A 26073-nucleotide genomic window follows, 5' to 3' on the forward strand; every position below is an offset into this window, starting at 1 on the left:
AGGACGGTCGGGTTCACGCTCGCACCTCCGTGTCGTCAGTGGCGGCGGCCGCCGGGCCGATGCGGACCAGCTGTCCGGGGACTGCCCCGGTGTCCGAAGTGACGCCGCCGCCCACGGAGTTCAGCGGCAGCCACACCACCTTGTCGGGCATCTCGCTCACCTGGAGCGGCAGCCGCACCTCGCCGGCGGGCCCGCTGACGGCCAGGACGTCGCCGTCCTTCACTCCCGTCTCGGCCGCCGTGGCCGCGGAGAGCCGGGCGACCGCGGCATGGCGAGTGCCCGCCAGTGCCTCGTCGCCCTGCTGCAGCAGGCCCTGGTCGAGCAGCAGCCGGTGTCCCGCGAGAACCGCCTCGCCCTCGCCGGGGCGGGGCAGGGTCAGCGCGGACTCCAGCGGTTGGGTGGCCCGGGGGCCGTCCCAGGTGCCGAGCCGGTCCAGCTCCGTGCGTACGGACCTGAGGTCCGGCAGTCCGAAGCTGACGTCGAGCGCGTCCGCGAGCATGTGCAGCACCCGCGCATCGGTCGGCGCCAGGCGGCGGGTCATCTGCTCGGGCTTGAGCGCGGCCTCGAACAGCCTCGCCCTGCCCTCCCAGTTGAGGAAGGTGCCGGGCTTCTCGGCGACGGCCGCGACCGGGAAGACCACGTCCGCCCGCTCGGTGACCTCGCTCGGCCGCAGCTCCAGGGACACCAGGAAGCCGACCGCGTCGAGTGCCGCACGCGCGCGTGCCGGGTCCGGCAGGTCCGCGAGCTCGACGCCCGCCACCAGCAGCGCGCCCAGCTCGCCGGTGGCCGCGGCCTCGACGATCTGGCCGGTGTCGCGGCCGTAGCGGTGCGGGAGTTCGCGTACCCGCCAGGCCGCCGCGGTCTCCTCGCGGGCCCGCGGGTCGGTGGCCGGACGTCCGCCTGGCAGCAGCGAGGGGATCGCGCCCGCCTCGATCGCGCCGCGTTCGCCCGCCCTGCGCGGGATCCACACCAGCTGCGCGCCCGTGGCGGTCGCGGCCAGAGCGGCCGCGGTAAGACCGCCGGGCACGCCCGCCAGCCGCTCGCCGACCACGATCACCGCACCTTCGGTGCGCAACGCCTCGGCCGCCTTCGCGGCGTCGCCCTCCAGACCGGTGCCGGAAGCCAGCGCGTCCAGCCACTCGGGCTCGGTCCCGGGCGCCGCGGGCAGCAGCGTGCCGCCCGCTTTCGTGAGGCCCCGGGTGGCGTGGGTGGCCACAGCGAAGGTGCGCTGGCCGTGCTTGCGGTTCGCCTTGCGCAGCCGCAGGAAGACGCCGGGGGCCTCCTCCTCCGACTCAAACCCGACGAGCAGGACCGCCGGTGCCTTCTCCAGCGAGGTGTACGTGACGCCCTCGCCGTCCAGGTCGCGGCCACGGCCCGCGACGCGGGCGGCCAGGAAGTCGGCCTCCTCGCTGCTGTGCACGCGCGCGCGGAAGTCGACGTCGTTGGTGTCGAGCGCGACCCGGGCGAACTTGGCGTACGCGTAGGAGTCCTCGACGGTGAGCCGGCCGCCCACCAGGACACCGGCGCGGCCGCGTGCCGCGCTCAGCCCGCGGGCCGCCGCCTCAAGCGCCTCGGGCCAGCTCGCCGGTTCCAGGACGCCGGCGTCATTGCGTACGAGCGGAGTCGTGAGCCGGTCCGGCTTCTGCGCGTAACGGAAGCCGAAGCGCCCCTTGTCGCAGAGCCACTCCTCGTTGACCTCGGGGTCCTCGGCCGCCATGCGTCGCATGACCTTGCCGCGCCGGTGGTCGGTACGCGTCGCGCAGCCGCCCGCGCAGTGCTCGCACACCGAGGGCGAGGACACCAGGTCGAAGGGGCGGGAGCGGAAGCGGTACGCGGCCGAGGTGAGCGCTCCCACCGGGCAGATCTGGATGGTGTTCCCGGAGAAGTACGACTCGAAGGGGTCGCCCTCGCCGGTGCCGACCTGCTGCAGTGCGCCGCGCTCGAGCAGCTCGATCATGGGGTCGCCCGCGACCTGGTTGGAGAAGCGGGTGCAGCGGGCGCAGAGCACGCAGCGCTCGCGGTCGAGCAGCACCTGCGTGGAGATCGGCACGGGCTTCTCGTACGTGCGCTTCTTGCCCTCGAAGCGGCTGTCCGGGTCGCCGACCTGCATGGCCTGGTTCTGCAGGGGGCACTCGCCGCCCTTGTCGCAGACCGGACAGTCCAGCGGGTGGTTGATCAGCAGCAGCTCCATCACACCGCGCTGGGCCTTCTCGGCGACCGGCGACGTGAGCTGCGACTTGACGACCATGCCGTCGGTGCAGGTGATGGTGCAGGACGCCATCGGCTTGCGCTGGCCCTCGACCTCGACGATGCACTGGCGGCAGGCGCCGGCCGGGTCGAGGAGGGGGTGGTCGCAGAACCGGGGGATCTCGATGCCGAGCAGTTCGGCGGCCCGGATGACCAGGGTGCCCTTGGGCACACTGATCTCGATGCCGTCGATCGTCAGCGTGACGAGGTCTTCCGGCGGACGAGCCGCCTCCCCGCCCCCGGAGGGAGCGCTGTTTGTCGTGACCGTCATGCGTTCACCTCCAGGTGCTTGTCGGCCCAGGCGGTCGACTTGGCGGGGTCGAAGGGGCAGCCCTTGCCGGTGATGTGCTGCTCGTACTCCTCGCGGAAGTACTTGAGCGAGGAGAAGATCGGGGACGCGGCGCCGTCGCCGAGCGCGCAGAAGGACTTGCCGTTGATGTTGTCGGCGATGTCGTTCAGCTTGTCGAGGTCGGACATGACGCCCTTGCCCGCCTCGATGTCGCGCAGCAACTGCACCAGCCAGTAGGTGCCTTCGCGGCAGGGTGTGCACTTGCCGCAGGACTCGTGGGCGTAGAACTCGGTCCACCGGGTGACGGCCCGCACCACGCAGGTGGTCTCGTCGAAGCACTGCAGCGCCTTGGTGCCGAGCATCGAACCGGCGGCGCCCACACCCTCGTAGTCCAGCGGGACATCGAGGTGCTCGTCGGTGAACATCGGGGTCGAAGAGCCGCCCGGCGTCCAGAACTTGAGCCGGTGGCCGGGGCGCATGCCGCCGCTCATGTCGAGCAGCTGGCGCAGGGTGATGCCGAGCGGTGCCTCGTACTGGCCGGGGCCGGCGACATGGCCGCTGAGCGAGTAGAGCGTGAAGCCGGGGGACTTCTCGCTGCCCATCGACTTGAACCAGTCCTTGCCCCGATGGAGGATCGCGGGAACGGACGCGATGGACTCGACGTTGTTCACCACAGTGGGGCATGCGTACAGACCGGCGACCGCAGGGAAGGGGGGACGCAGCCGGGGCTGACCGCGACGGCCCTCCAGTGAGTCCAGCAGCGCGGTCTCCTCACCGCAGATGTACGCGCCCGCGCCCGCGTGCACGGTGAGTTCGAGGTCGAGTCCGCTGCCGAGAATGTTCTTGCCGAGGTAGCCCGCCTCGTACGCCTCGCGTACGGCTTCGTGCAGCCGCCGCAGTACGGGGACGACTTCACCGCGCAGATAGATGAACGCGTGAGACGAACGGATCGCATAACAGGCGATCACGATGCCTTCGATGAGCGAATGCGGGTTGGCGAAGAGGAGCGGGATGTCCTTGCAGGTCCCGGGCTCCGACTCGTCGGCGTTGACAACAAGATAGTGAGGCTTGCCGTCGCCCTGCGGAATGAACTGCCACTTCATTCCGGTGGGGAAGCCGGCGCCGCCGCGGCCGCGCAGACCCGAGTCCTTGACGTAGGCGATGAGGTCGTCGGGCGACATGGCCAGCGCCTTGCGGAGCCCCTCGTACCCCTCGTGCCGCTTGTAGGTCTCCAGCGTCCAGCTCTCGGGCTCGTCCCAGAAGGCCGACAGGACGGGCGCGAGCAGCTTCTCGGGGCTGGTCTCTCCCCCGGTACCCGGCCCGGAGGGACCGCCGTATTCGGTGGACATGGTCATCACTCCCCCTCCTCGGCGTCACGCGGGTGCACCACTCGCGGGGCCTCGCCCCTGGCGAGCCGCAGGCCCACCAGCGAGGCGGGACCCGCGCCGCCGCCCGCCTCGACGGCGCCCGGGCGCTCGTCGGGGAAGCCGGCCAGGATCCGCGCGGTCTCCCGGTACGTGCACAGCGGCGCTCCGCGGGTGGGAGTCACCTGCTCCCCGGCCCGGAGGTCGTCCACCAGCTGCTTGGCGGACTCGACGGTCTGGTTGTCGAAGAACTCCCAATTGACCATCACCACGGGAGCGAAGTCGCAGGCCGCGTTGCACTCGATGTGTTCGAGGGTGACCTTGCCGTCCTCGGTCGTCTCGTTGTTGCCTACGCCGAGGTGCTCCTTGAGGCCCTCGAAGATGGCGTCCCCGCCCATCACCGCGCACAGGGTGTTGGTGCAGACGCCCACCTGGTAGTCGCCGCTCGGCTTGCGGCGGTACATCGAGTAGAAGGTGGAGACCGCGGTGACCTCGGCCGTGGTCAGGCTCAGCATCTCGGCGCAGAACCGGACGCCGGTGCGGGTCACATAACCCTCCTCCGCCTGCACCAGGTGCAGCAGCGGCAGCAGGGCCGACCTGCTGTCGGGGTAGCGGGCGACGATCTCCTTGGCGTCCGCTTCGAGCCGGGCGCGCACATCGGCCGGGTAGTCGGGGGCGGGGAGCTGCGGCATCCCCAGTTGAACCTCTTGCTTGGGCGACTGGGCCGTCATCGGTCGACGCCTCCCATCACGGGGTCGATGGACGCGACGGCGACGATGACGTCGGCGACCTGGCCGCCTTCGCACATCGCCGCCATGGCCTGGAGGTTGGTGAAGGACGGGTCGCGGAAGTGGACCCGGTAGGGGCGGGTGCCGCCGTCGGAGACGACATGGACCCCGAGCTCGCCCTTGGGCGACTCGACGGCCGCGTAGGCCTGGCCGGCCGGCACCCGGAAGCCCTCGGTCACCAGCTTGAAGTGGTGGATCAGGGCCTCCATGGAGGTGCCCATGATCTTCTTGATGTGGTCGAGGGAGTTACCGAGTCCGTCGGGCCCGAGCGCGAGCTGCGCGGGCCAGGCGATCTTCTTGTCGGCGACCATGACCGGTCCCGGCTCCAGACGGTCCAGGCACTGCTCGACGATGCGCAGCGACTGCCGCATCTCTTCGAGCCGGATGAGGAAGCGGCCGTACGCGTCGCACGTGTCGGCGGTCGGGACGTCGAAGTCGTAGGTCTCGTAGCCGCAGTACGGGTCGGTCTTGCGCAGATCGTGGGCGAGGCCCGCGGCGCGAAGGATCGGGCCGGTCGCGCCGAGCGCCATGCAGCCGGTCAGATCGAGATAGCCGATGTCCTGCATACGGCCCTTGAAGATGGGGTTGCCGGTGGCGAGCTTGTCGTACTCCGGCATGTTCTTGGTCATCTTCTTGACGAACTCACGCACCGCGTCGACCGCGCCGGGCGGCAGGTCCTGGGCGAGTCCCCCGGGCCGGATGAACGCGTGGTTCATCCGCAGGCCGGTGATCAGCTCGTACAGATCCAGGATCATCTCGCGGTCCCGGAAGCCGTAGATCATGATCGTGGTGGCGCCGAGCTCCATGCCGCCGGTGGCGATGCAGACCAGATGGGACGAGAGCCGGTTGAGCTCCATCAGCAGGACGCGGATGATGCTCGCCCGGTCCGGGATCTGGTCGGTGATGCCGAGCAGCTTCTCCACGCCCAGGCAGTACGCCGTCTCGTTGTAGAACGAGGTGAGGTAGTCCATGCGCGTGACGAACGTGGTGCCCTGCGTCCAGGTCCGGTACTCGAGGTTCTTCTCGATGCCGGTGTGGAGGTAGCCGATGCCGCAGCGGGCCTCGGTGACCGTCTCGCCGTCGATCTCCAGGATGAGGCGGAGCACGCCGTGCGTGGAGGGGTGCTGCGGGCCCATGTTGACGACGATGCGCTCGTCGTCGGCCTTGGCCGCGGACTGGACGACCTCGTCCCAGTCGCCGCCGGTGACTGTATATACAGTCCCCTCGGTGGTCTCGCGCGGGCTTGCAGGTGGGGTGGTCACGAGTACGACCTCCGCTGGTCCGGAGCCGGGATCTGGGCGCCCTTGTACTCGACGGCGATGCCGCCGAGCGGATAGTCCTTGCGCTGCGGGAAGCCCTGCCAGTCGTCCGGCATCATGATCCGGGTCAGGGCGGGGTGACCGTCGAAGACGATCCCGAAGAAGTCATACGTCTCGCGCTCGTGCCAGTCGTTGGTCGGATAGACCTCGACCAGTGACGGGACGTGCGGATCGCTGTCCGGGGCGGAGACTTCGAGGCGGATCAGCCGGCCATGGGTGACCGAGCGCAGGTGGTAGACGGCGTGCAGCTCGCGGCCCTTGTCCTGGAGGTAGTGGACACCACTGACGCCCGTGCAGAGCTCGAAGCGCAGTGCCGGGTCGTCGCGCAGGGTGCGGGCCACCTGGAGCAGGTGCTCGCGGGCGATGTGGAAGGTGAGCTCGCCGCGGTCGACGACCGTCTTCTCGATGGCGTTCTCGGGGACGAGTCCCTGTTCTTCCAGCGCGCCTTCGAGCTCGTCGGCCACCTCGTCGAAGTAGCCACCGTAGGGGCGGTGCGAGGCGCCCGGCAGCGTCACGGTCCTGACGAGCCCGCCGTAGCCGCTCGTGTCCCCACCGTCGCCGGCGCCGAACATGCCCCTTCGTACGCCGATGACCTCCGGCGAATCGTCGCGCGGGGCGGGGACGTTGTTACCGTTGGTGTGTTCGCCGTCACTCACCGGAGCAGCCCCTTCATCTCGATGGTGGGGAGCGCCTTGAGGGCCGCTTCCTCCGCCTCGCGGGCCGCTTCCTCCGCGTTCACACCGAGCTTGGAGCTCTGGATCTTCTGGTGGAGCTTGAGAATCGCGTCCATCAGCATCTCGGGACGCGGCGGGCAGCCCGGCAAATAGATGTCAACGGGAACAACATGGTCAACGCCCTGCACAATCGCATAATTGTTGAACATTCCGCCCGATGACGCACAAACACCCATGGAGATAACCCACTTGGGGTTGGGCATCTGGTCGTAGACCTGCCGCAGGACGGGCGCCATCTTCTGGCTGACGCGACCGGCGACGATCATCAGGTCGGCCTGGCGCGGCGAGCCGCGGAAGACCTCCATGCCGAAGCGGGCCAGGTCGTAGCGTCCGGCGCCCGTGGTCATCATTTCGATGGCGCAGCAGGCCAGACCGAAGGTGGCCGGGAAGACGGATGACTTGCGCACCCAGCCCGAGGCCTGTTCGACCGTGGTCAGCAGGAAACCGCTCGGCAGCTTCTCTTCGATTCCCATTGGTGTGCCCCTCAGCCCCTCAGTCCCATTCCAGGCCGCCGCGCCGCCACACATAGGCGTAGGCGACGAAGACGGTGAGCACGAAGAGCAGCATCTCCACGAGCCCGAAAATCCCCAGGGCGTCGAAGGTGACCGCCCAGGGATAGAGGAAGACGATCTCGATGTCGAAGACGATGAAGAGCATCGCCGTCAGGTAGTACTTGATGGGAAAGCGGCCGCCTCCGGCCGGCGTGGGAGTGGGCTCGATGCCGCACTCATACGCTTCCAGTTTTGCGCGGTTGTACCGCTTTGGGCCGATAAGCGTGGCCATGACCACGGAGAAGATCGCAAACCCTGCCCCGAGGGCGCCGAGCACAAGGATGGGCGCGTAAGCATTCACCCTCCCCGCTCCTTCCAGTCGTCCTTGACCGTTGGACCGCACCGGGCATCCGTCTCGCCGCCTCGCGAAGATCGTGCACATGTGAGGCAGTTCACAAGCCCGACTGCTCCGCATCCTATGCCTGCCGGTCTGTGATCTGCGACACGGGGTGGCCCACCGTCTTTGTGATCTCCACCACCAGGCGAACGATCATGAAGTCGGATGAGCAGTGATCTTCATACGCGAAGCGCCCGAGTGATCACCAGACGTGACATCTGGCCGTGTTACCGCTGGTCGGAGACGTGGCGCCCTATCAAGGGGTGGCCCGTACAGGCAAATTGGCGATGGACCGCATCGGGTGATAGTGGACGCACCCTCACCCGTCCGGGCAACAGGGCGGATTGAGGTGGACGCGTGCACGCGTTCACGAGCTCTCACGTTCTCCGGACGGTGACCTTTCTGTGACCTGCACCACTCGTTCCCGGGCTCAACAAAAGCGGGCTTGGCCATGGGTGTGAAGCGATGGTAAGCGCCAGGCAATTCGGACCTTTCACGGAAACGCCGTGATCACAGCCCGTATCACGGGTGCCCGGTTTGCCCGTTACGGCGTCAATAAGGGCGCAACATAAGCGGATTCAGACGTTCCGAACGTAACTGTGGCGCAACACACGTTTCTTGATGGGAACCGGGTGCCCCTGATAGCGGTTGTACTCATGTCCCACACCGCTCACATACCCAGCCACCGGAAGCCCCGCCGCAGCAGCTCGAAGCTCGCACTGCGGGCCGGAGTTGCCGGTGGCGTCCTCAGCACCATCGCAGTGGCTTCAGGAGCCGGGCCGGCGACCGCCGAGCCGGTGACCGAGACCATTGAGATGCCCACGCTCACCTCCGGCCTCTCCGCCGCCGTCGCGCAGTCCGCCGAGGCCACTTCGCAGGTCGCCCTCGACCTCGAGCTGCAGGCCCAGGAGGACGCCGCGGCCGCCAAGGCCGCGCAGACCGCGAAGAAGGCCAAGGCCGAGGCCGAGCGCAAGGCCGAGGCCAAGGAGAAGGCCGAAGCGAAGAAGCGCGCCGAGGCCGAGGCCCAGGAGCGCGCCTCGCGCGACTCCGAGCGCACCACGCTCTCCGCGAAGACCAGCACCTCCTCCAACGCGACGGGCTCCGCAGCGACCGTTGTGGCCTTCCTCAAGGCGCAGGTCGGCGACGCCTACATCATGGGCGGCACCGGACCCAACTCGTGGGACTGCTCCGGCCTCGTCCAGGCCGCGTTCAAGACGGTCGGCGTCGACCTGCCGCGTGTCTCGGAGGACCAGTCGGTGGCCGGCACCCAGGTGGGCACCAGCAACCTCCAGATCGGCGACATCCTCTACTGGGGCGGCGCCGGCAGCGCGTACCACGTCGGTGTCTACATCGGCGACGGCCAGTACCTCGACGCCGCCAACCCCAGCAAGGGCGTCGTGATCCAGGACCTGTCGGGCTACCCGGCGAGCGGCGCGGTCCGCGTACTCTGAGCGCAGACAGCGCATATACGGACACAAAGGGCCGCGGCTCCCCCCCTCGGGGGTGGAGCCGCGGCCCTTCGCCGTGCCGGACCGCTCAGGCCTTGGGGGCCACCTTCGAGAGGCCGTTGATGATCCGGTCCATCGCGTCGCCGCCCGTCGGGTCGGTGAGGTTCGCCAGCATCTTCAGCGTGAACTTCATCAGCAGCGGGTGGGTCAGACCGCGCTGCGTCGCGATCTTCATGACCTTCGGGTTGCCGATGAGCTTCACGAACGCGCGGCCCAGCGTGTAGTAACCGCCGTAGGTGTCCTTGAGGACCTTCGGGTAGCGGTGCAGCGCCAGCTCGCGCTGCGCCGGGGTCTGCCGGGCGTGCGCCTGGACGATCACGTCGGCGACAAGCTGCCCGGACTCCATGGCGTACGCGATGCCCTCGCCGTTGAACGGGTTGACCAGGCCGCCCGCGTCGCCCACCAGCAGGAGACCGCGCGTGTAGTGCGGCTGGCGGTTGAAGGCCATCGGGAGCGCGGCGCCGCGGATCGGCATCGTCATGTTCTCCTCGGTGTACCCCCAGTCCTCCGGCATCGAGGCGCACCAGGCCTTCAGCACCTCGCGCCAGTCCAGCTCCTTGAAGGAGGCGGAGGTGTTGAGCACACCGAGGCCGACGTTCGAGGTGCCGTCGCCCATGCCGAAGATCCAGCCGTAGCCGGGCAGCAGCCGGTCCTCGCCCGGACCGCGCCGGTCCCACAGCTCCAGCCAGGACTCCAGGTAGTCGTCGTCGTGGCGCGGTGAGGTGAAGTACGTCCGCACGGCCACGCCCATCGGGCGGTCCTCGCGCCGGTGCAGCCCCATGGCGAGGGAGATCCGGGAGGAGTTGCCGTCGGCGGCGACCACGAGCGGGGCGTGGAAGGTGACCGGGGTCTTCTCCTCGCCCAGCTTGGCGTTCACGCCGGTGATACGGCCCGTACGGTCGTCGATGATGGGGGCGCCGACATTGCACCGCTCGTACAGCCGCGCGCCCGCCTTCTGCGCCTGCCGGGCCAGCTGCTCGTCGAAGTCGTCGCGCTTACGGACAAGTCCGTAGTCCGGGTAGGAGGCGAGATCCGGCCAGTCGAGCTGCAGCCTCACGCCACCGCCGATGATCCTCAGGCCCTTGTTGCGCAGCCAGCCGGCTTCCTCGGAGATGTCGATGCCCATGGCGACCAGCTGCTTGGTGGCGCGCGGGGTCAGACCGTCGCCGCACACCTTCTCGCGCGGGAAGGCGGTCTTCTCCAGGAGCAGGACATCCAGTCCGGCCTTGGCCAGGTAGTACGCGGTCGTGGAGCCGGCCGGGCCTGCCCCGACGACGATCACATCGGCGGTGTGTTCGGAGAGGGGCTCGGTCACGGCGGGTTCTCCCGAAGACTCGATATTGCGTACCGAAGGGCACTGGACATGTGCAGTCTATGGGGGCGTACTGATCCACAAACTGAAGGGCACCCCCTATGAGCAGGCCGCTCCCCGCCGTACAGCTGCGTGTGCCCACCGATGAGGACGCCGTGGCCTGGCACCGGATCTTCGACGACCCCGACGTCATGGAATTTCACGGCGGGAAGTCGGCGGAGCTGTCGCTCTACGAGGAGTTGACCGCCCGGCAGCGCAGACACGACGCCGAGCGCGGCTTCTGCTTCTGGACCATGCTCGACGAGGAGGGCAGGGTCATCGGCTTCACCGGGGCGCAGCCGTGGCCGCACGAGACCTTCGGCCCGGTGGGCGAGATCGAGATCGGCTGGCGGCTGGCGCGCGACGCGTGGGGCAAGGGGTACGCGACGGCCGCCGCCCGCACCACGCTGGAGCGGGTACGGGCGGCAGGCGTCGAGCGGGTGGTGGCGATGGTCAACGCCCGCAACGAGCGCTCCATCGCCGTGATCCGGCGACTCGGCATGGAGCTGGCGGAGACCTTCACGACACCGGTTTCCGAGCAGAAGGGGTACTGCTTCCGGCTGGAGCTCAGTTCATCGTGAACGTGCTCGTCGCGGTCGAGAAGACCACGTCCTTGCTCGCGTCCCACAGATCGGCGCGGCCTGCCGCGAGGATCGCGTACTCCGTGCCGTCGGCGGCGACGAAGGCCTGGTCGATGACGTGGCGCCGCAGGCTGCTCTCGTCGGGCTCGGGAATGTGGGTGAACTCCCAGAGCGCGCCCGGCCGTCCCTGATAGGTGTTCTCGATCAACTGGCCGCGCCGGTAGTCCGTTTCCGGGGTCTGAAGGTGCTTCGTCTCCAGGCCGAGGAAGTTGTCGTACGAGGTCGTCGGCGTGTTCTTGACGATGCCGATCTGGAGGTACGCGCCGCCCGTCGGGGCCTCGTAGTAGATCTGGCTGCCCGCCTGCCGCCGCTTCCAGCCGTCCATCACGCCGACGGTGAATCCGGCGGGGTCCTGCTTGAGCACGAAGCCCGTGGGGAGGGTCGCGCTGCCCTGCGAGGCGGACGGGGACGGGGAGGGGCTGGTGGACGGGGTGGCGGACGCGGAGGGCTGCTGATTCTGCTGGTTCTGCTGGTCTTGCTGCGGGGTGGGTGACTGCGAGGCGGCAGGCGGCTTGTTCTGCGCCCGGCCGGACTCGTCGTCGTTGTTCTTCTTCAGGAGCAGGGCTCCGGCGGTCGCGCCGCCGCCGATCACGAACGCGGCGGTGAGGGTGGCGGTCCAGATGAGGACTCTCCGCTTCCGCTCGGCCGCGCTGGGTACGGGGGGTACGCCGGGAGCCACGGGAGCCACGGGAGCCACGGGAGCCACGGGAGCCGGTGCGGCGCCGAGGTGCATGGTGTGTGGTTCGACGGCATACGGAGCGGACGGCGCGGCGGCGACGGTGGCGGGGTGATCCGGTACGTCGGGGTTCGGGGGCGGGGCCGGGTGGACCGGCGGGGCGCCGGGCAGCGCCGGGTCGGCCGGAGCCGAGACACCCGGCGCATACCCGGCCCCCGGGCCGTACGCCGGAGGCATCGGCGGCGCGGGCGGAGCCGGCGGGACCAGTGCCTGCTGCCCCACCAGCCGCAGCACATACGGGCCGAGGAACGTCGCCGCCCCCACCCACAGCAGACCGAACAACAGCGCGTCCGGAACACTCGGTGCGAACTCCGACGTGCCCTGACCGCCCCAGTCCGCCAGGCCGCCCGCGAGCTTCGCCGAGACCCCGCTGACGCCCGTGAACAACAGGACGAGCCCCAACGAGAAGCCCGCGGCCAGCAGTTGCTCGCGACGGTCCGCCGAGCGGCGCGCCGCCCAGACACCGAGTGTGAGCGCGCAGACGACGCCGAGGCTCAGCGCCCCCGCGACCGCACCGTTGCCCCATACGTCGCCGATCTCGGACAGCCCGAAGCTGCCGCTCTCCGCGCTGGAGCCGACCATGCTGAACTGCCCCTGGACGTCGAACTTCACCGGCGCGCCCCAGCTCAGCCCCAGGACCGCGAAGCCGATGTTGGGCAGAATCGGCAGCGCGATCAGCAGGGCCGTGCCGTCCACGTCGTCCGAATTGGCGTACGCGACGAAGCCGACCAGCGAGCAGAGCGCCACGACAGCGCCCAGCGCGCGCACCGCGGTCCCGAACGCCCGCACCGCCGACCGGGCCCCGGGCCGCTGCGCCAGCCAGGCCGCGAGATCGTCGCGCTGCAGCACCCCGCACGTCGCCGCGAGCGAGATCACCAGCGCGCCGAGCGCGGCGAGGAGCGGGGACGAGGAGATCTCGACCCCCTGGATCTCGGGCTGCGCGAACAGCCCCAGGACCAGCACCAGTCCGGAGACCAGCAGCGAGAGCCGTACGGCGGCCTCCAGTCCGGCACCGCGCGTACGCAGCATCCGCGCACCCAGATAGAGCGCGCCGATCCACAGCAGGGTCACCGTCAGCGGAACGAGGGAGAGGGAGGCCGCGCCCATCGCGTCCGTGCCCGAGTCGCCGAAGATCCCGCCCGAGGAGCCGGAACCAGAACCGGAGCCTGAGTCCGAGCCGAAGGGCGAGGAACCACCGCTCGCCTTCATCTCGAAGCCGCCGCCGAAGCCCTGCAGCAGCATCGCCAGCGCGATCCGCAGCCGGTCGCTCCAGCCGACGACGACCTCGTCGTCCTGGCCGTACGAGGGGATGGCGAGCGCCACCGCCATCACCAGCAGCAGCCCGGCGGGCCAGGCCGCGGCCTTCACCGAGGACAGCCAGTCGCCGCGGAACACCCGCCCGAAGAACGCCCCCACGGGAGAGGGCTGAACGGGACCAGGGACGGAACCCGGGACGGGACCCGGGACGGAACCGGGACCGTACACGGGCGGCGGTGGCGCAGGCGGCGCCGCAGCGGCGACGGGCAGCCTCTCACGCCCGCATGTCATGCAGAAGCGAGCCTCATCCGGGGATGGGTTGCCGCAGTGCGGGCAGAACGACGCCATGGTCAGACTCCGAGGTGAGACACGGGGACGGGCGGGGAGATAAGAACGTCATAAACAAACGTCGTAGACAACGGACACATCTTCCCCGGCCGCCGGTTCCCGTCAACTCGCCGTCCGGAACGGCTCGTTCAACAGTCCGCGTCAGAAGACGGAAAGCCCCGTCAGCGTCGTGAAGCGGTCCAGCGCCGCAACTCCCGCCACCGAGTTGCCCCGTGCGTCGAGCCCCGGGCTCCAGACGCCCAGCGTGCAGCGTCCCGGCACCACCGCCACGATCCCGCCGCCCACGCCGCTCTTGCCCGGCAGCCCGACCCGGTAGGCGAACTCACCGGCCGCGTCGTACGTACCGCAGGTCATCATCACCGCGTTGACCTGCTTGGCCTCGCTGCGGGTCAGCAGCCGCGAGTCGTCGGCGCGCAGCCCGTGCCGGGCCAGAAAGAGCGCCGCACGGGTCAGGTCGGCGCAGCTCATCTCGATCGAGCACTGCCAGAAGTAGTGGTCGAGAAGGGTGGGGACGGGGTTGGCGATATTGCCGTACGAGGCCATGAAGTGGGCCAGCGCGGCGTTGCGGTCGCCGAACGCGGACTCCGACTCGGCGACGTCCGGATCGAAGGCCAGCTCCGCGTTCCCGCTCTCCTCCCGCAGGAATTCCAGGACTTCGCTGCTCGCGTCGCCGGTCAGGGTCAGCAGCCGGTCGGTGACGACGAGCGCGCCCGCGTTGATGAACGGATTGCGCGGGATCCCGTTCTCGTACTCCAGCTGCACCAGCGAGTTGAAAGGGTTGCCGGACGGCTCACGACCGACGCGCTCCCAGAGGCTGTCGCCGCCCTGGGCGAGTGCCAGGGCGAGCGTGAAGACCTTGGTGATCGACTGCGTGGAGAAGGGCTGCTGCCAGTCCCCCACCCCGTACACCGTGCCGTCCACGTCGGCGATGGCCATGCCGAAGCGGTGCGGGTCGACGGCGGCGAGGGCCGGGATGTACTCGGCGGGGGTGCCGCTGCCGACCTGGGGGGCGATGTCCTGCGCGATCCGTTCGAGGACCGCCTGGTAGTCCATGGCGGGTGGCTCAGCGGGGCTTGGTGCCGCGGTGCAGAGCCACGATCCCGCCGCTCAGATTGCGCCAGGCGACCTGGGACCAGCCCGCCCCCTGAAGCCGCTTCGCGAGACCGGCCTGGTCGGGCCATGCGCGGATGGACTCGGCGAGGTAGACGTACGCGTCGGGGTTGGAGGAGACCGCGCGGGCCACCGGCGGCAGCGCCCGCATCAGGTACTCGGTGTAGACGGTGCGCAACGGCGCCCAGGTCGGCTGCGAGAACTCGCAGATCACGACCCGCCCGCCCGGCTTGGTGACCCGGTACAGCTCGCGCAGCGCCTCGTCCGTGTCCTGGACGTTGCGCAGCCCGAAGGAGATCGTCACGGCGTCGAAGACATCGTCGCGGAAGGGCAGCTTCGTCGCGTCACCGGCGGTGAGCGGCAGCCACGGGTGGCGCTTCTTGCCCTCGCGCAGCATGCCGAGGGAGAAGTCGCAGGGCACCACATACGCGCCGGTGGCGGTGAAGGGGAGCGAGGACGTGCCGGTGCCCGCGGCCAGGTCCAGGACCTTCTGTGCCGGGCGGGCGTCCACCGCCCTGGCGACCTCCTTGCGCCACCGCCGGTCCTGGCCGAGCGAGAGCACGTCGTTGGTGAGGTCGTAGTTCGCCGCCACGTCGTCGAACATCGAGGCGACTTCGTGCGGCTGCTTGTCCAGGGTTGCGCGGGTCACTGGCGTTCGGCCTCGCTCGTGTCGTGGGGCGGGTGACGTGGTGGACGCATTGTCTCAGGCGCCCGGTCGGCGTCGGCGGTGGACCAGGCGCCCGTCGAGGACGGTGACCAGGCAGGTGCCGTCCTCGGCGAAGACGGCGAAGTCGGCGGGCCCGCCGGGGGCCAGGGCGCGCGGCCCGGCGGCGTACTTCAGGCCGGAGCGCTCGACGGCGAGCCGGACCGCCGGCCGTGAGAGGGGCCCCGCCAGGGTGGTCGTGCCGGACGCCAGGAGGCGCTGCACCCCGCGCCGGGCGCTCGCGCCCCACCGGGTGTCGGTCATCCCGAGCGCGGCCAGTGCGTCCCCGGTGAGCGGCGCGGTGCCCAGCTCATCGGCCTCACGCGGGTCGGGCCAGTACGCGTGCTCCAGCAGGGCGACGGCGTCCGGCTCGTGGCGGCCGGGGCCGAGGACCCCGTCCCACTCGCGCACCCGGGCGCGCTCCCCGTACGCGGCGTACAGCTCCTCGTACGGGCCCATCGCGGCGATCCGCGCGCCCTCGACGATGAGCGAGTGTCCGTCGGGCACCCGGTGAAGTGTCAGCACAGCACGCTCAGTTGGCGCTGAGAAGCTTCAGCTCGGGGTGCGCCGTGCCGCCCTCGATCGCCGTCGACGAGATGTGCGAGGCCACCCGCTCGTCGACCGGGTCGTTCGCAGGGTCGTCGTGCACGAGGATGTGCTCGTACGTCGTCGTCCGCTGCGCCGGGACCCGGCCCGCCTTGCGGATCAGGTCGATGATCTCCAGCCGGTTCGAGCGGTGCTTGGCGCCCGCCGAGGAGACCACGTTCTCCTCCAGCATGATCGAGCCCAGGTCGTCCGCGCCGTAGTGCAACGACAGCTGGCCGACCTCCTTGCCGGTGGTCAGCCACGAGCCCTGGATGTGGGCGACGTTGTCGAGGAAGAGCCGCGCGATCGCGATCATCCGCAGGTACTCGAAGAGCGTCGCCTGTGTCCTGCCCTTGAGGTGGTTGTTCTCGGGCTGGTACGTGTACGGGATGAAGGCCCGGAAGCCGCCCGTCCGGTCCTGTACGTCGCGGATCATCCGCAGGTGCTCGATGCGCTCGGAGTTGGTCTCGCCTGTGCCCATGAGCATCGTCGACGTCGACTCGACGCCCAGACCGTGCGCGATCTCCATGATCTCCAGCCACCGCTCGCCGCTCTCCTTGAGCGGGGCGATCGCCTTGCGCGGGCGCTCGGGCAGCAGTTCGGCGCCCGCGCCCGCGAAGGAGTCGAGACCGGCGGCGTGGATACGGGAGATGGCCTCCTCCACCGGCACGCCGGAGATCCGCGCCATGTGCTCGACCTCGGAGGCTCCCAGCGAGTGGATGACCAGCTGCGGGAACTCCTTCTTGATCGCGGCGAAGTGCTCCTCGTAGTACTCGACGCCGAAGTCCGGGTGGTGCCCGCCCTGGAACATGATCTGGGTGCCGCCGAGCTCGACGGTCTCGGCGCAGCGCCGCAGGATGTCGTCGAGGTCGCGCGTCCAGCCCTTGGCGGTGTCCTTGGGCGGGGCGTAGAAGGCGCAGAACTTGCAGGCGGTGACGCACACGTTGGTGTAGTTGATGTTGCGCTCGATGATGTACGTCGCGATGTGCTCCGTACCGGCGTAGCGCCGCTTGCGTACGGCGTCGGCGGCCACGCCGAGCGCGTGCAGGGGTGCGGAGCGGTAGAGGTCGAGCGCCTCTTCGGGCGTGATCCGCCCACCCTCGGCAGCACGGTCCAGCACGGACTGAAGGTCGGCCTTCTCGGTCACCGGGCGTCACCTTTCGGCGGTGTTTCAGAGCATCAGCGGGCCGATCCAGCCTACGCCAGCCGCCTCGCCCGCTCGCGGGCGCGGTCGGCGGGTCACTGCCTGCGCTCCAGCGTGGCGCGCGGGTCGCCCGCGCGGGGTTCCTTCGAGGTGTACTGGAGGCGGGCTCCGTCCAGTCGCAGCCTGACCGTGTGCGTGCCGGGCGTGCACTTGGTGCCCGGTTTGCCGCTCGACCTGCCGTCGGCGACCAGCTCCTTCGGGGTCACGCCGCGCAGCACGAGATTGTCCTCGCAGGAGAGGCTGCCCAGCGCGTCGAACTGGCTGACCGTGGCGAACTTCGCGCCCGTCCTCCCCGCGCGGATGGCGACCGAGAAGGTCCCGGCCTCCAGTTCGCTGCCCGCGAAGCTGACCTTGAAGGGGCCCTCCCAGGTGCCGATGAAAGCCTTTGGCACCTTCTTCACCTTCTCGGTCGCCGACGGGGAGTGGCCCGCCGAGTCGTTGGTCTTGTCGCTGCCCGCGCCCGGCCACAGGTCGAAGAGGAACCCGCCGCCCACCGTGACCGTCGCCAGTGCCGCGGCCACCGTCAGCGTGACCGTGCAGCTCACCTTCCTGCGGGCGCGGGCGGGCGGCGGGCTCTGAAGTGGGCTCCCCTGGGTGTGCGGCGGCGCGTCCTGGGGAGCCGCCGCCGAAGCGGGCGGCGTCACCGGTTCGACCGGCGGCCCGAACGTCCCGATCGCCGGGCTGCTGAACGCCACCGGCCCCGACGCACGCGGGTCGGCCGGTGCCGGCTCCAGGTTCAGCAGGCTCACCGCCGACCGGCTGACCTGCTCCACCAGCGGGCCGGGCAGCCACCCCACGCCGACCAGCGAGGCCGCCCCGCCCGGGGCCAGCCTGTGCGCGATCTGCGCGGGCGCGGGCCGCGCGGCCGGGTCCTTGGCCAGGCAGTCGGCGACCAGCGCCCGCAAGTCGCCCTCCAGCAAGCCCAGTTCGGGCTCCTCGTGCACCACCTTGTAGAGCAGCGCGGCCGACGAGTCGCCGGGGAAGGGCGCAGCCCCCGTCGCCGCGTACGCCAGCACCGCGCCCAGCGAGAACACGTCGGCCGCGCCGGTGACGACCCTGCCGAGGATCTGCTCCGGCGACATGTAGCCGGGCGAGCCGACCGAGACCCCGGTGGAGGTGAGCGAGGCGGTGCCGTCGGTGGCACGGGCGATCCCGAAGTCGATCAGGCGCGGTCCGTCCAGCGTGAGCAGCACATTGGACGGCTTCACGTCCCGGTGCACCAGTTCGCGGCCGTGTACGGCCGCCAGCGCCTCGGCGAGCCCCGCGCCCAGCACCCGTACCGAGTGCGCGGGCAGCGGACCGTGCTCGGTGACCGCCTGCGACAGCGCGGGACCGGCCACGTAACCCGTGGCCACCCAGGGCACGGTCGCCTCCGGGTCGGCGTCGAGGACCGGCGCCGTCCACTGGCCGCCGACGCGGCGGGCCGCCTCCACCTCACGCCGGAACCGCGCCCGGAACTCCTCGTCGAGCGCGAAGTGCGGATGGACCACCTTCACCGCGACCGTGCGGCCGCCGGCGCTGCGCCCGAGATAGACGCGGCCCATTCCGCCCGCCCCCAGCCGTCCGAGCAGCCGGTACGCCCCGATGTTCTGCGGCTCGCCCGGATCCAGCGGCTGCATCTGTACTCCCCCGATTGCCCTTGCCCTGACGGCCCTTGCCTGCTGTGACTCCTCAGCGTAGGGGGCGCCGTGCCGGGCATCACGAGGATTCCCGCCGCCCGGCAGCCAACCGAACCGGGCCCGACGCCATCTCCCTGCGTGTAAATCACACCGCTTGTCCGAAAGCCGGCTGTGCCGTGACGCCTCGGCCAGAATCCCTCGGAGTCCGTCCATGAAACGCCTGCCCAAAGCCCTCATAGCCACCGTTGTCCTCGGCTCTGTCGCGCTCGGCTCGTACGCGCTCGGCGCAGGCTGGTGGGAGGAGGGTGAGCCGCTCACCTTCGACGGTCCCACCGCAGCAGCCCCCGGCCGGCAGTCGGGCGGCGCCCAGGACAGCGGCACGGGCGACAAGGCGGCCGACGAGGCCGCCGCCAAGACGCTGATGCCGACCGGCCCGAAGGCCTCGTTCACCACCCAGAACAGCCTGGACGATGGCACCAAGATCGGCGTCACCACGCTGGAGGGCAAGAAGTCCGGCTTCGAGGGCAAGGTGTGGGTCTGGGCCCCCAAGGAGTACTTCGACCCCAAGTACGCGGGCAGCGGTTTCCCCGTGCTGATCGCGCTGCCCGGCGGCAACGGCTACCCCAAGAACTACTGGATGGGCACCGACCTCAAGCTGCAGAGCAGCATCAGCAAGTGGTCCAAGGAGGGCAAGAGCCTGCCCTTCATCGTGGTCATGCCGGTGCTCAACCCGGACGCGAAGTACTACTACGACGGCAGTGACATACCCGGGCAGCCGAAGATGGGCACCTGGATGACCGAGGACGTCCCCGACTTTGTGAAGGCCAACTTCCGTACCTTCACGTCCCGTGACGGCTGGGCCTTCATGGGCTCCTCGTCCGGCGCCTTCGTCGGCCTGAAGTCGGTGCTCCAGCGCCCGGACAAGTTCAAGGCCGTGATCGCCTCCGGCCCCGACACCGTCCCGGACTCACCGCTGTGGGCGGGCCACGAGTCCAAGCGGCAGGCCAACAACCCGGAGAAGCTCGCCAAGGCTCTGGCCGCCAAGCCCGACACCAAGGCCAACGACGTCTATCTGGCCTTCCAGATAGGCACCAAGGAGCGCGGGGTCAAGAGCCTCAAGAACTTCATCCGTGACTACTGCAAGGGCCCGGTCAAGAGCCGCCTGCAGGTCATCCAGGACGGCGAGCACAACGCCAAGACGTATGTGCAGGGCATGGGCGACGGATCCATCCAGTGGATCAGCGAGCACATGCAGGCCCCCATCCCCGCGTCCTAGCCGGGCGGCCCTCAGGAGCCCGGCAGCCGTCAGGGGCCGAGCAGCTCCACGCGTACGTCCGCCGGGAACCCGGTCGTCGGCCCGGTCCGGCGCGCGAACTCCCGTACGCCCGCGAGCTGCTCGGCGCCGAAGCGGAAGTCCAGCGTCCTGAAGTACCGCTCCAGCAGCGCCTTGTCGAAGCTCTCCCAGCGCGCGGCCTGCTCGGCGACCTTGGAAACCTCCTCCAGCGAGACGTCCCGCGAGGCGAGGAAGGCCTCGTGCACCTGCCGTACGACCAGGGGCTCGCGCGCCAGATAGTCCTTGCGCGCCGCCCACACGGCGAAGACGAAGGGCAGCCCGGTCCAGTCCTTCCACATCAGCCCCAGGTCGTGGACCTGAAGGCCGAGCCGGGGGGCGTCGTGCAGCGAGGCGCGCAGCGCGGCGTCGCCGATCAGTACGGCCGCCTCCGCCTCCTGCATCATCAGGCCGAGGTCGGGCGGGCAGGTGTAGTAGTCGGGCGCCACCTTGTACTGCTCGGCCAGCAGCAGTTGAGCCAGCCGTACGGAGGTGCGCGAGGTGGACCCGAGCGCGACCCTCGCACCGTCCAGCCGGTCCAGCGGGCCCTGGGACACGATCACGCAGGACATGACCGGGCCGTCGCAGCCGACCGCGAGATCGGGGAAAGCGACGAGCTGATCGGCATTGCGCAGGAATTCGACGAGTGTGATCGGCGCGATATCGAGTTCGCCGCGCACCAGCTGCTCGCTGAGCTTCTCCGGAGTGTCCTTCGTCAGCTCGAGATCGAGGAGAGTTCCGGTACGGGCCAGCCCCCAGTACAGGGGGAGACAGTTGAGGAACTGGATGTGGCCGACGCGGGGCCGGCTGCGGCGGTGGTCGGTTGCTGTGCTTTCTCCAAGACTGTCCACATCGCGAGGCTAGACCTGTGCCGCGCGGGCGGCCCCGCCGGGGCTGGGCGCGCCCCTCCCGAGCTGCAATTCGTCAGCGGATCATGATCCTTTCAAACGTCCGGGTGACGTGATCTTTCCCTCTACCGCTGCGCACACGCTGCGTGCTAGGCTCGACGCAAGTTGCAGTTTGGTTTCCCTTGCAGTACAGAGCCTGCGGAGCATGTAACCCGCAGGCTTTTGTAGTTTTCAGACTTCTTGCAGGTTCTGGAGCAGGGCAACCCTTTGGCCCAAGGAGGGCTTATGGCTACCGGAACCGTCAAGTGGTTCAACGCTGAAAAGGGCTTCGGCTTCATCGCCCAGGACGGCGGCGGCCCGGATGTCTTCGTCCACTACTCCGCGATCAACGCGTCTGGTTTCCGCTCTCTCGAGGAGAACCAGGTCGTGAACTTCGACGTCACTCAGGGCCCGAAGGGCCCGCAGGCGGAGAACGTCACCCCGGCCTAGTCAGCCACGGGTCGGCGATCGCGCACGACTTAGCAGTACCAAGGAGCCCCGTTCCCTGTGGACCGGGGCTCCTGCCTTTATTCCGATGGAGACACCCTCCTCCCGCCTCCTACAGTGACCGGACCCGATGTCGTCACGGAGAGCGGTCATGCGAGTTCACTACCCCCGCACACCACACCTCCCGTGGTCGCCGGGGGCCGCGTCGGACGACGTACGAGCCGGTGATCTCTCGCCTCTGCACGGCCGTGAAGTCGTGGTCACCGAGAAGCTCGACGGGGAGAACACCACCCTCTACGCCGACGGGCTCCACGCCCGGTCGCTGGATTCCGCGCACCATCCCTCGCGGGCCTGGGTCAAAGCTCTGCAGGGGCGGATCGGTACACAGATCCCTCGGGGGTGGCGGGTGTGCGGCGAGAACCTCTTCGCGCGGCACTCGATCGCGTACGAGGACCTGGAGAGCTGGTTCTACGGCTTCTCCGTCTGGGACGGCGACGGCCGTTGCCTGGACTGGGACCGGACCGTCCGCTTTCTGCGGCGGCTGGGGGTTCCCGTGCCGCGGGTGCTGTGGCGGGGCGCCTTCGACGAGCGGGCACTGCGCGCGCTGCGGCTGGACACCGCGCGGCAGGAGGGCTACGTCGTACGGACCGTGGAGGGCTTCGGCCAGGACGAGTTCGGGCAGCGGGTGGCCAAGTGGGTGCGCGGCGGGCACGTGCAGACCGATACGCACTGGATGCACGCCGCGGTCGTGGAGAACGGGCTGAGCCCGAAGGCCGCGCTGTGGGCGGTGCGTTCGGGGGCCACCGCCGATGGGGAGTCCCTGTCGGCCGCGGTCGGAGTCGCTCCGCGGGACCCCGCCGCCGCCGGGGCCGCCGTCGCCGAGGTGTCGGCGAGACTCGATGCGCTCGGCCGGTCCGGGGACGCGCGGCTGGCGGGCGTCCTGGCCGCGCTGCTGCACGGAACACGCCGGGGCTCGCTCGCCGGCCGGCTGGTGGCCCCGCTGGGCATGCCGCTCGCCCGGCAGGTCGCCGACCTGGTCGGGCTGCACCCGAATCTGCACCGGCCGTATCCGGACGAGGACCGCCGGACCGGTCTTGTACGGATGTCGTTCGCGGCCGACCTGGGGGTGCTGCACGCCGTCGCGGGAGCGGTGGCGGCGGACAACGCGGGGCGCGAGCAGGTCGACTGGTCCGCGCTGTACGCCGAGGACGCCGGACTGCTGGGCGGGGCTGAGGTGCTTGCGGGACTGCGGGAGGCGTTCGCCGACCTGGACACGGAGGCCGCCGACCGCTGCCGGGCCGAGGCGCGGGAAGCCTGTGCACAGGGGCGGATCCGGACCGTCGAGGAGGCTGCCGCGGCGACCTGGCGGTGGCGGAACGGGGACTTCCCGCGGCTGATCCACCTGGTCGGTCCTTCGGGCAGCGGGAAGAGCACCTTCGCGCGCGGCCTGCGGGGAGTCGACGCGTACGTGTCCCTCGACGAACTGCGCGAGGCGCGCGGCTCGCGCGCGGACCAGCGCGCAGGCGGGGACGTGCTGCGCGCGGGCCTCAGCCGGCTCGACACCGCACTGGCCTCGGGCGGGACCGTCGTATGGGACGCCACCTCGCTCAACCCGCACCAGCGTTCCCTGGTGCACGCGGTCGCGCACCGTCGCGATGCGCTCATCACGCACGCCGTGGTGCTGGTAGACGAGGATGAACTGGTCCGGCGTAACGCGGTGCGGCCGCATCCGGTGCCGCCCGACGTGCTCACCGCGCAGCTGCACCGTTTCGTGCCGCCCTACCCCGGCCAGGCGCATCGCACCTGGTACATCGGGCCGGGCGGAACCGTCGAGGAGGCGGTCTAGTGCGTACCAGCGACGAGATCTACCACCGCGTCCGCTGGGACGCGCGCTTCGACCCGGCCAGGTTCGTGATCGGGATCAACCAGCGCGGGGCCGCCCCCAAGCGGATCCCGCTGCCCGCCTTCGTACCCGGGGGCGACATCCCGTGGCACCGGGTGCTGTTCTTCGAGGCGGACGGCGAGGTGGTCTGGGACCGGGCGACCGGGGTGGACCGGATCGACACCTCGGACGCGGGCCGGGCACGGGATCCGCGCCTGTTGCGCGCGCCGTTCTTCACGGCCGGGACGCCGCACGCGTGGGACCCGGCGACGGAGCGGTGGCGGCCCGCTGACGGGTGGCGGCCTGCGGGCGGCGCAGCCCGGGCTGCCGCGCCGGCCGGGAGGAGTCTGCGCGTACTGACGTGGAACACGCTGTGGGACCGGTACGACAGCGAGCGCATCGACACCGCACTGCGCAGGCCCCTGCTGCTCGCCGCCCTGGAGGAAGCGGACGCGGACGTCATCGCGCTCCAGGAGGTCGAACCCGCGCTGCTCGCCCTGCTCCTGCGGGCGCCGTGGGTCCGCGCGGGCTACACCCTGGGCACCGACGCGGGAGGCAAGGACGTAGACGACTGCGGGCTGCTGCTGCTCAGCCGGCTGCCCGTACGGGAGGCGGGACGGCACGAGTTCGGACCGCACAAAGCCGTCACCGCCATCACCGTGGAGACCGGCTCCGGCCCGCTCGTGGTGGCGGCGACCCATCTGAGCAGCGACCACTCCGAGGACGGACCGGCCAGGCGGGAGGCCGAACTTGGCAGCCTCGCCGAGGGACTCGGCGGGATCGACGGCGAGCTGATCCTGCTCGGTGACTTCAACGACGGCGGCGAAGGACCGGCCGAGACGCTCCGGCTGCGGGACGCCTGGACCGAGGTACACGGTCCGGACGACCGGACCCCCACCTTCGACCCCGGCGTCAATCCGCTGGCCGCGGTGTCCTCGCTGTCCGGCCGGGTCTCCCGGCTTGACCGGATCTTCCTGCGCGCAGGGCGGCTGCGGGCGACCCGGGCGGCGCTCCGGGGCGACGTGCCGACACCGGAAGGGCTGTACATATCGGATCATTACGGTGTGGAAGCCGACCTGACCGTCGGCCGGACCGAACCCGGCGACAACCTCGCCGACGTCCTCGCCGTCGCGCCGACGCCGCGCACCGCCGTGGCCTGGATTCCTCCCCAGGAGCTCTGGCCGTCGATCCAGCACATCCGCCAGGAACACGACCGACAGATCCACCGCTGGCCGCCGCACGTGAACCTGCTGTTCGGTTTCGTACCGGAGTCGGACTTCGAGCGGGCGGCCCCGCTGCTCGCTGCGGCGACGGCAGGGACGGCGGCGTTCACCGCCCGTCTGGAGGGAGTGCGCTCCTTCCGGCACCGGGAGGACTCCACCGTCTGGCTCGACCCGGCGGCGACCGACGCGGCGCCCTGGGCAGAACTGCACCGCGCCCTGGAGCGGCGATTTCCCCGCTGCGGGGGCCGGGCCCCCAGCTTCACCCCACACCTCTCTCTGGGCCGGACCCGGGATCCGCACACGCTCGCCACGCACTGCGCCGCCCTGCTCGACGGCATGTCGGCGCGGGTGAGCGAACTGGTGCTCCTCTCGCGGCGGGGCGACGGGCCGATGCGGCCGCGGGCCACGGTGGCCCTGGGAACGGGCGAGGTGCGCTGGCTGCCGGACTCCCCCGAATCCCCCGCGTCCCCTGAAGCCGCCACCGCCGAGCCTGTCGCGGAGGACGGGACCGCTCAGCACCTCTCCGAAGCACTGGGTGAGGGAGTCGTCCACATCGCCGGTTCGCGGCGCATGGGCTGCGCCCTCGCCGGAGCCGACCTGGACCTGGTGGCGGCGCTGCCGGGCTCCGTCGACATGGCGGACGTACGGGCGCGCGTGACGGCCGCACTGCCGGACGCCACCCGGGTACGGGAGGTGACGGGCGCCCGCGTGCCCGGCCTGCGGCTGCGCGTCCGTGACATCGACGTGGACCTGGTGGTCGTCGCCACCGGGACGCTCGATCCGGCCGAAGCGGTCTCACGGCGTGCCGAGTTGGGCGAGGCGGCCGCGATCGCGCTGAGCGCGGTGAGCGACGCGGACGCGGTACGGGCCGAAGCCGGCGCCGACCATGCCGCGTTCGCCCGGCTGGCCGGGCAGGTGAAGGCGTGGGCGAAGGCACGCGGCCTCGACTCGGCTCCCTTCGGCGGGCTCCCGGGCCTGGCCTGGTCGGTGCTCGCGGCCCGTACGACACGCGAGTCGGCGGGCTCCACCGACGCGGACCGGCTGCGTGACTTCTTCGGCACCTGGGCCGCGTGGGACTGGCGCGAACCGGTCGGCCTCGCGGATACCGCTACGGGTCCACAGGGTTCCCTGACCGTCATGACCCCGACCGCGCCCGTCCGTACCTGCACCGGGCAGGTCACCGCGGGCTTCCGGAACCTGCTCACCGACGAGCTCTACCGAGCCTGGACCATCCTGGATACGGCCGCGGAAAGCCGCGCGGACCCCTGGCCCGAGCTGCTGTCACCGCCGCCCCTGCACCGGCGGCACGCCGCCTGGGCGACGGTGACCGTACGCCCGGGCCCGGACGGCGAGTTCGAGGAACTCCTCGGCCGCGTCCGGGGCCGCCTGCGCGCGCTGCTCACCGCCCTGGAGGACGCGGGGGCGGTGGACGCGCACGCCTGGCCCCGCCCGTACGAGAGGGGCCCGGCGCTCGCGCGGTACGCGATCGGCCTCGGCCGTACGCCTCCGGACGCGGCCCGGCTCGCCCGGATCGCCGAAGCGTGGGGCCGGGGGCTGCGCGGGGTCGACGTGGAGCGGGCGGAGTGCGGCGCGGTGCCGACCCTGCGCTGATC

The 26073-nt window shown here is 70.5% G+C and carries 21 protein-coding genes and 1 pseudogene; 6 read left to right on the forward strand and 16 right to left on the reverse strand.

Annotated elements, in window-relative coordinates:
* Positions 1 to 13 precede the first annotated feature (13 nt).
* Genes OHA61_RS15400 through OHA61_RS15430 form a run of 7 tightly spaced genes read right to left on the reverse strand, consistent with a single transcriptional unit; the run spans position 14 to position 7593 of the window.
* Positions 14 to 2518 (reverse strand): NADH-quinone oxidoreductase subunit G, encoded by a 2505-nt coding sequence (locus OHA61_RS15400; protein WP_406303495.1) that lies wholly within the window; start codon positions 2516 to 2518, stop codon positions 14 to 16.
* Positions 2515 to 3891 (reverse strand): NADH-quinone oxidoreductase subunit NuoF, encoded by a 1377-nt coding sequence (nuoF, locus tag OHA61_RS15405; protein ID WP_324982199.1) that lies wholly within the window; start codon positions 3889 to 3891, stop codon positions 2515 to 2517. Before nuoF ends, OHA61_RS15400 begins: the two co-directional genes overlap by 4 nt.
* A complete protein-coding gene (gene nuoE, locus OHA61_RS15410) occupies positions 3891 to 4631 on the reverse strand; it encodes an NADH-quinone oxidoreductase subunit NuoE (protein WP_406303496.1) in 741 nt (246 codons plus the stop codon). The genes nuoF and nuoE overlap by 1 nt, the downstream gene beginning before the upstream one ends.
* Complete coding sequence (locus OHA61_RS15415; protein WP_389373252.1) at positions 4628 to 5950, reverse strand: NADH-quinone oxidoreductase subunit D; 1323 nt, start codon at positions 5948 to 5950, stop codon at positions 4628 to 4630. Before OHA61_RS15415 ends, nuoE begins: the two co-directional genes overlap by 4 nt.
* Complete coding sequence (locus OHA61_RS15420) at positions 5947 to 6663, reverse strand: NADH-quinone oxidoreductase subunit C (protein WP_406303497.1); 717 nt, start codon at positions 6661 to 6663, stop codon at positions 5947 to 5949. The genes OHA61_RS15415 and OHA61_RS15420 overlap by 4 nt, the downstream gene beginning before the upstream one ends.
* The gene (locus OHA61_RS15425) at positions 6660 to 7214 is read right to left on the reverse strand and encodes an NADH-quinone oxidoreductase subunit B family protein (RefSeq protein WP_108151339.1); all 555 of its coding nucleotides are present in this window, start codon (positions 7212 to 7214) and stop codon (positions 6660 to 6662) included. Before OHA61_RS15425 ends, OHA61_RS15420 begins: the two co-directional genes overlap by 4 nt.
* A 19-nt stretch (positions 7215 to 7233) precedes the next feature.
* Positions 7234 to 7593: an NADH-quinone oxidoreductase subunit A gene (locus tag OHA61_RS15430; RefSeq protein ID WP_003992243.1), complete on the reverse strand. Its 360-nt coding sequence runs from the start codon at positions 7591 to 7593 to the stop codon at positions 7234 to 7236.
* 692 nt (positions 7594 to 8285) lie between these two features.
* Between OHA61_RS15430 and OHA61_RS15435 the strand changes: the two genes are divergently transcribed.
* Positions 8286 to 9080, forward strand: coding sequence for a C40 family peptidase (locus OHA61_RS15435; protein WP_389373250.1), 795 nt, complete (start codon positions 8286 to 8288; stop codon positions 9078 to 9080).
* Positions 9081 to 9165: 85 nt separating this feature from the next.
* Here OHA61_RS15435 and OHA61_RS15440 read toward each other — a convergent pair whose 3' ends face one another.
* A complete protein-coding gene (locus tag OHA61_RS15440; RefSeq protein ID WP_328671685.1) occupies positions 9166 to 10452 on the reverse strand; it encodes a geranylgeranyl reductase family protein in 1287 nt (428 codons plus the stop codon).
* A gap of 98 nt (positions 10453 to 10550) precedes the next feature.
* Here OHA61_RS15440 and OHA61_RS15445 point away from each other — a divergent pair, with 98 nt between their 5' ends.
* Positions 10551 to 11069 (forward strand): GNAT family N-acetyltransferase, encoded by a 519-nt coding sequence (locus OHA61_RS15445; RefSeq protein WP_406303498.1) that lies wholly within the window; start codon positions 10551 to 10553, stop codon positions 11067 to 11069.
* Here the strand turns inward: OHA61_RS15445 and OHA61_RS15450 are convergent.
* From OHA61_RS15450 to OHA61_RS15480, 7 genes and pseudogenes are all read right to left on the reverse strand, one after another.
* Positions 11056 to 13281 (reverse strand): hypothetical protein, encoded by a 2226-nt coding sequence (locus tag OHA61_RS15450; protein ID WP_406307633.1) that lies wholly within the window; start codon positions 13279 to 13281, stop codon positions 11056 to 11058. The genes OHA61_RS15445 and OHA61_RS15450 overlap by 14 nt on opposite strands.
* Before the next feature lie 120 nt (positions 13282 to 13401).
* Positions 13402 to 13470, reverse strand: a pseudogene (locus OHA61_RS15455) (zinc-ribbon domain-containing protein); the annotation flags it as partial.
* Between the two features lie 141 nt (positions 13471 to 13611).
* Entirely contained in the window at positions 13612 to 14523 is a 912-nt protein-coding gene (locus OHA61_RS15460; protein ID WP_406303499.1) for a glutaminase, read from the reverse strand.
* Positions 14524 to 14533: 10 nt separating this feature from the next.
* The gene (locus tag OHA61_RS15465) at positions 14534 to 15229 is read right to left on the reverse strand and encodes a demethylmenaquinone methyltransferase (protein ID WP_406303500.1); all 696 of its coding nucleotides are present in this window, start codon (positions 15227 to 15229) and stop codon (positions 14534 to 14536) included.
* Positions 15230 to 15283: 54 nt separating this feature from the next.
* Positions 15284 to 15808, reverse strand: coding sequence for a hypothetical protein (locus OHA61_RS15470; protein WP_406303501.1), 525 nt, complete (start codon positions 15806 to 15808; stop codon positions 15284 to 15286).
* A gap of 7 nt (positions 15809 to 15815) precedes the next feature.
* Positions 15816 to 17015, reverse strand: coding sequence for a cyclic dehypoxanthinyl futalosine synthase (mqnC, locus tag OHA61_RS15475; RefSeq protein ID WP_406303502.1), 1200 nt, complete (start codon positions 17013 to 17015; stop codon positions 15816 to 15818).
* Between the two features lie 92 nt (positions 17016 to 17107).
* Positions 17108 to 18691: a protein kinase domain-containing protein gene (locus tag OHA61_RS15480; RefSeq protein WP_406303503.1), complete on the reverse strand. Its 1584-nt coding sequence runs from the start codon at positions 18689 to 18691 to the stop codon at positions 17108 to 17110.
* Between the two features lie 211 nt (positions 18692 to 18902).
* On the opposite strand from OHA61_RS15480, the gene OHA61_RS15485 reads away from it, so the two are divergent.
* On the forward strand, positions 18903 to 19967 hold the full coding sequence (locus OHA61_RS15485; protein WP_406303504.1) for an alpha/beta hydrolase: 1065 nt from the start codon (positions 18903 to 18905) through the stop codon (positions 19965 to 19967).
* Between the two features lie 29 nt (positions 19968 to 19996).
* Here OHA61_RS15485 and OHA61_RS15490 read toward each other — a convergent pair whose 3' ends face one another.
* Positions 19997 to 20872, reverse strand: coding sequence for a menaquinone biosynthetic enzyme MqnA/MqnD family protein (locus OHA61_RS15490; RefSeq protein WP_266479391.1), 876 nt, complete (start codon positions 20870 to 20872; stop codon positions 19997 to 19999).
* Positions 20873 to 21154: 282 nt separating this feature from the next.
* Between OHA61_RS15490 and OHA61_RS15495 the strand changes: the two genes are divergently transcribed.
* From OHA61_RS15495 to OHA61_RS15505, 3 genes are all read left to right on the forward strand, one after another.
* A complete protein-coding gene (locus OHA61_RS15495; protein ID WP_003967102.1) occupies positions 21155 to 21358 on the forward strand; it encodes a cold-shock protein in 204 nt (67 codons plus the stop codon).
* 148 nt (positions 21359 to 21506) lie between these two features.
* On the forward strand, positions 21507 to 23201 hold the full coding sequence (locus OHA61_RS15500) for an RNA ligase family protein (RefSeq protein ID WP_406303505.1): 1695 nt from the start codon (positions 21507 to 21509) through the stop codon (positions 23199 to 23201).
* Positions 23201 to 26071, forward strand: coding sequence for a poly(A) polymerase (locus tag OHA61_RS15505; RefSeq protein WP_406303506.1), 2871 nt, complete (start codon positions 23201 to 23203; stop codon positions 26069 to 26071). Before OHA61_RS15500 ends, OHA61_RS15505 begins: the two co-directional genes overlap by 1 nt.
* Positions 26072 to 26073 lie beyond the last annotated feature (2 nt).

This window comes from Streptomyces sp. NBC_00885 (assembly GCF_045207475.1).
GTDB lineage: Bacteria > Actinomycetota > Actinomycetes > Streptomycetales > Streptomycetaceae > Streptomyces.

What these genes read in the sequence shown, in the direction of transcription:
- OHA61_RS15400 (WP_406303495.1), bottom strand. Translation starts at nt 2,518, where the DNA reads ATGACGGTCACGACAAACAGCGCTCCCTCCGGGGGCGGGGAGGCGGCT.
- nuoF (WP_324982199.1), bottom strand. Translation starts at nt 3,891, where the DNA reads ATGACCATGTCCACCGAATACGGCGGTCCCTCCGGGCCGGGTACCGGG.
- nuoE (WP_406303496.1), bottom strand. Translation starts at nt 4,631, where the DNA reads ATGACGGCCCAGTCGCCCAAGCAAGAGGTTCAACTGGGGATGCCGCAG.
- OHA61_RS15425 (WP_108151339.1), bottom strand. Translation starts at nt 7,214, where the DNA reads ATGGGAATCGAAGAGAAGCTGCCGAGCGGTTTCCTGCTGACCACGGTC.
- OHA61_RS15435 (WP_389373250.1), top strand. Translation starts at nt 8,286, where the DNA reads ATGTCCCACACCGCTCACATACCCAGCCACCGGAAGCCCCGCCGCAGC.
- OHA61_RS15445 (WP_406303498.1), top strand. Translation starts at nt 10,551, where the DNA reads ATGAGCAGGCCGCTCCCCGCCGTACAGCTGCGTGTGCCCACCGATGAG.
- OHA61_RS15460 (WP_406303499.1), bottom strand. Translation starts at nt 14,523, where the DNA reads ATGGACTACCAGGCGGTCCTCGAACGGATCGCGCAGGACATCGCCCCC.
- OHA61_RS15480 (WP_406303503.1), bottom strand. Translation starts at nt 18,691, where the DNA reads ATGCAGCCGCTGGATCCGGGCGAGCCGCAGAACATCGGGGCGTACCGG.
- OHA61_RS15485 (WP_406303504.1), top strand. Translation starts at nt 18,903, where the DNA reads ATGAAACGCCTGCCCAAAGCCCTCATAGCCACCGTTGTCCTCGGCTCT.
- OHA61_RS15495 (WP_003967102.1), top strand. Translation starts at nt 21,155, where the DNA reads ATGGCTACCGGAACCGTCAAGTGGTTCAACGCTGAAAAGGGCTTCGGC.
- OHA61_RS15500 (WP_406303505.1), top strand. Translation starts at nt 21,507, where the DNA reads ATGCGAGTTCACTACCCCCGCACACCACACCTCCCGTGGTCGCCGGGG.